We start from the raw sequence: 3539 nt of genomic DNA on the forward strand, positions 1-3539 counted from the left end.
AGGATGTTCAAGAGCGGCTTGTTCGAGCTGATGGGAACGGATGGAGCGTTCGAATTCGGTCTGAAGCTGATTCTGTCGGGGATTGAACAGGTGATCAAGGAGCAGGAATAGCTATAGGAGTCGCCGCGGAGCCATGCTCTGGTCACGTTGCGCTCGGATAAGGAGGGTTAATCAAGTGGCTAGACCACGATATTTCAATACGGACCCGGCAGCGATACCGAAAACCTTCAAGGAAGTACGCCGCTGGCAGAAGGAACGCAAGGGGAAGATCAAAGATTTAAGCTTCCGGATCGGACAGGCCGAGCATAAGCAGCCGTCGCTGCTGGGCAGCAACCGAAGCGAACTGACGATTACCTGGATCGGGCACTCGACATTCCTTGTGCAGATCGGCGGGTTAACGATTGTCACGGATCCCGTATGGGCTAACAGAATGGGATTTGCGCGCAGACTTGAAGAACCGGGGCTCGGGCTGGACGAGATTCCGCCGGTCGATGTGATTCTGCTCTCGCATTCCCACTATGATCATCTGCACACCGGTTCTTTGAAGCGGTTAAAAGGCTCGCCCGTCGTGCTCGTACCGGAGGGCCTCGGCGGCATGGTGCGAAAGCTTAGGCGGGGCAGTCAAGTACATGAGCTGCCCTGGTGGGGGCACGTGAACATCGGCAGCGTCGAGTTTCATTTCGTGCCCTCGCAGCACTGGACAAGGCGTACACTTACCGATACGAATACGTCGTTGTGGGGCGGATGGGTGTTCAAGCGTACGGCAGCGTCTGCGACAGATGGTGAGCAAAGGGACGAATCGATTTATTTTGCCGGAGACAGCGGTTATTTTTCCGGATTTCGCGACATTGGGGCTAAGTTCCCGAACATGACTTACGCGCTTATGCCGATCGGCGCTTATGAGCCCGAGTGGTTTATGGGCACGCAGCACGTAACGCCGGAGGAAGCGGTGCAGGCTTTCCTTGATGTGGGAGCGAAGCGGTTTATTCCCATGCATTATGGGGCGTTCCGGCTAGCCGATGACACGACGAAGGAAGCGCTAGATCGCTTGCTGGCGGAGTGGGAGCGAAGAGCCTTGGACAGAGACCGTCTGAGGTTGTTCAAGCACGGGGAGACGCTAGTGCACGCCGCAGAAAGAGAAGATGAGCGCTCATCTTAGGCGGTCCTCGACAAAAAGAGCAGTCCACAAAGGACAATATTAGAGAAAGGCTTGATAAGACTCTATTCCGAGGACGAGCGACGGAGTAGAGGCTTTGGCTTATCCTCGTAAGTCCTTCATTTTTCATATGAAATTCATAAATAGCTAGTATGATGGGGAAAACGATGGGGTAATGCAGGAAGGTGAGTTCAGTTGCCGGAATCGATTCTTGTCATCGAAGACGACCCGTTCATACAAGAATTAATTAGTGAATACCTCAAAGCGCAGGGGTACAAGGTAGAGACGGCCAATGATGGAGCGGAAGGGTATCAGAAGTTTAATAACGGGAATTTCAACCTTGTTCTTCTGGATATTATGCTTCCCAATTTGGATGGTTATTCCGTATGCAAAATGATACGCCAGCAAGGTGCGACGCCCATTATTATCCTAACTGCTTTAAGTGAAGAGAAGGATCAGCTTCATGCATTTGAATTAGAAGCGGATGATTATCTGGCGAAGCCTTTTTCCTTTAATGTGCTTGTCAAACGAGTCGAGGCTGTTCTTCGGCGGGCCAATTCCGCTCAGCGGACCAGGGATGTAGAGTATGGTCGTCTTCGTCTGGATTGCGACAGTTACAAAGTTTACTTGGATGATGCGCACATTGAAATGACGTTGAAGGAATTTACGATTCTGGCCTATTTAATCGAAAATGCAGGAAGAACCATAACGCGCGAGATGATTCTGGATCGCGTGTGGGGATATGATTTCTTTGGCGATCATCGCTTGGTCGATGCGCATATCAAAAATATACGCAAAAAAATTGGCGTACCCTATATCCAAACGATTAAAGGGGTAGGTTATCTGATTGAGGGCAAATCAGGATGACAAGATATAAGAGCGTTTCCTTCAAAATTTTTATGGTGACGAGCTCCGTGCTGATCTTGTTTGCATGCATCATGTATTTTACGCTTTATTTTATCTTGCCCTCGTTTTATTTGCAGCAAAAGAAAAGTAATTTGAATCATGGTTTGTCGGAATTACTGCAAAACTATCCACCAGGGGATTGGGAAGCGGGCAAAGAGCAAATCAGTGCTTTTTCCAAGACGTATAATGCCGGCGTCATCGTAAAAGATGGGTCAGGCAAGATTTTGTTGCCTGCGATAATGGCAGCGACGACACTTCCGCTGGAGAGAAACGGGATTGAAGGCCAGTTACTTCCTGAACAATTGCAGCTAACGGTTGAACTTCCAAGCGATGAGAGGTCGTCAGTTACTAATCATGATGCAGAAATGATTATTTATGAGGACTTGAGCCTGCCCGGACATGAACGGGAGGGCAGCTATTCGATGTCGGTCTTCGCTTCCTTGCAGCCTATTGATGAGGCTGCGAAAATGGTTCTGAAACTGGCTCCTTATATGATGGTCATCATTTTTGTGATTGCCGTTGGAGCTGCGTACGTCTATTCGCATTTTTTCGCTCGCCCGTTGATCCAAATGAGTAAGGTGGCCAGGCGGATGGCGCAGTTGGATTTTTCTGAACGTTCCAGCTACGCTTCGGAGGATGAAATTGGCGAAATTTCGCAATCCTTGAATAAGCTCTCCATTAACTTACAGCATTCGATGCATGAACTAACGGAAGCCAATGCCCAGTTGAAAAGCGACATTCAGCGCAAAGAAGAAATGGAAGCGATACAGAGGGAGTTTGTCGCAACGATTTCCCACGAGTTGAAGACGCCGCTTACCGCCATTTCTGGACAACTGGAAGCGATGATTCATCAAGTCGGGCCCTATCGGGATCGCGATAAGTATTTGTTGCAATCGCATCGGATTACCAAGCAAATGAAAAAGCTGGTTTATGAAATTCTTGAGATTTCCAAGCTGGAGAGGGATAGTTTTCAGCCGCAGCGGACGGAGGTAAATCTGTCCAAGCTGATGGAGGAAATCATAGAACCGATTGATTACTATTGCGAGCTGAACGAAATTGCCCTTGAGGTCAGGGTTTCCGAATCTGTCAGGGTGACTGGGGATAAGCAATTGCTTGCAAAGGCGATCTCCAACATTATTGGCAATGCCGCACACTATACCCGGAAGGGGGAACGCGTCGTTGTTCATCTGTCTGCGGATGGCCGGTATGCCGAATTGCGTGTGCTGAATACGGGCGCCCATCTGGACGAAGGGGAAATCCCCAAGTTGTTTGATGCTTTCTATCGGACGGACAAATCCAGAAGCCGTCAAACGGGCGGCAGCGGTCTGGGACTCTATATCGTCAAAAAAGTGCTGGATGTCCATCAAGCCACCTATACGTTATCCAATCATAGCAGAGGGGTAGAATTCGTTGTTCTTCTGCCGCAGAGCGAGCCACTGGCGTAAGTGCCAAGGCTCTTTTTTTGCTCATTTTTCGG

Annotated in this window: 4 protein-coding genes; all 4 read left to right on the forward strand. The window is 49.4% G+C overall.

Annotated features, from left to right (window positions below; genetic code table 11):
- Positions 1-111: TetR/AcrR family transcriptional regulator C-terminal domain-containing protein (locus ACESLK_RS30020; protein ID WP_373233530.1), on the forward strand; the 111-nt coding region annotated here is incomplete at its 5' end.
- A 64-nt stretch (positions 112-175) separates the two neighbouring features.
- The gene (locus ACESLK_RS30025) at positions 176-1159 is read left to right on the forward strand and encodes an MBL fold metallo-hydrolase (protein ID WP_373233526.1); all 984 of its coding nucleotides are present in this window, start codon (positions 176-178) and stop codon (positions 1157-1159) included.
- A gap of 192 nt (positions 1160-1351) precedes the next feature.
- On the forward strand, positions 1352-2023 hold the full coding sequence (locus ACESLK_RS30030; RefSeq protein ID WP_373233528.1) for a response regulator transcription factor: 672 nt from the start codon (positions 1352-1354) through the stop codon (positions 2021-2023).
- A gap of 32 nt (positions 2024-2055) precedes the next feature.
- A complete protein-coding gene (locus ACESLK_RS30035) occupies positions 2056-3507 on the forward strand; it encodes a sensor histidine kinase (RefSeq protein WP_373233529.1) in 1452 nt (483 codons plus the stop codon).
- The last annotated feature ends 32 nt before the right edge of the window (positions 3508-3539 follow it).

Origin of the sequence: Cohnella sp. (assembly GCF_041640265.1) — a bacterium.
Classification (GTDB): domain Bacteria; phylum Bacillota; class Bacilli; order Paenibacillales; family Paenibacillaceae; genus Cohnella.

Excerpts from the sequence above, each read along its gene's own strand:
- ACESLK_RS30035 (WP_373233529.1), top strand. The coding sequence starts at position 2,056 with ATGGTGACGAGCTCCGTGCTGATCTTGTTTGCATGCATCATGTATTTT.